The following is a 781-nucleotide window of genomic DNA, read 5'->3' on the forward strand; positions in this document are numbered from 1 at the left end:
CTATCGGTCTCAGGTTGTGTTTAGCCTTCGCAGTCGATGCCTGCGTTATTCGCGAGGGATATCCAACCCCCGCTACTCTGGCACTACCGCACAGCGTACTGGTCTCGAGTACGGGGTTGTCACCCTGTATCACGCTCTGTTCCAAGAGACTTCGTCGAGACGGTCGGCTGATGAGAGGTAGCCCTGACACCACATTGCCCGTGAGGGCTTCGGTTTGGGCTGTATCGCGTTCACTCGCGGTTACTNTTTCTGTTCCTCCCGATACTGAGATGTTTCAGTTCTCGGGGTTCCTCATTGCGCGAAGCAATTGTTAGAGAGATTCTCATTCGGAAATCCATGGTTCTTCGCCTCCGTGCGGCTCCCCATGGCTTATCGCAGCTTGGCACGTCCTTCATCAGCGCCTGAGCCGAGCAATCCACCAGCTGGCATAGTAGCCAACGTCGTTGTGACTCGTTCAACTGAACGAGTCCAGTGGACGCCTGGATCGCACGTACACACGGTTTCATACTCGCCCCCAAGGTGGAGATGGTGGGCGAATCGACCCTTCCCAAGCTCGGTTTCACCCGGCTTGGTGCATCTGTCGTCGTATCACATCCGAATGCCGTCCCACACTTAAGGGGACGGATTCGGTTGCGATACGAAGTACGGACCCGTCGGGAGTTGCACCCGACATCCCCGTAAGGGGATATCCGCCTCGGATAGGTCTTGTGAGCCCAGCGGGCCCATGCAGTAGTCGGCGCTTGCCGACTCGCGGTGACTTGTGGTCACCAGTCAGTGTAGG

General features: G+C 57.2%; 1 rRNA gene. It reads right to left on the reverse strand.

The window, feature by feature from the left end:
• A 23S ribosomal RNA gene (locus tag C443_RS21890) occupies nt 1-443 on the reverse strand; the annotation flags it as partial.
• Nucleotides 444-781 lie beyond the last annotated feature (338 nt).

Origin of the sequence: Haloarcula argentinensis DSM 12282 (genome assembly GCA_000336895.1) — an archaeon.
Lineage (GTDB): Archaea > Halobacteriota > Halobacteria > Halobacteriales > Haloarculaceae > Haloarcula > Haloarcula argentinensis.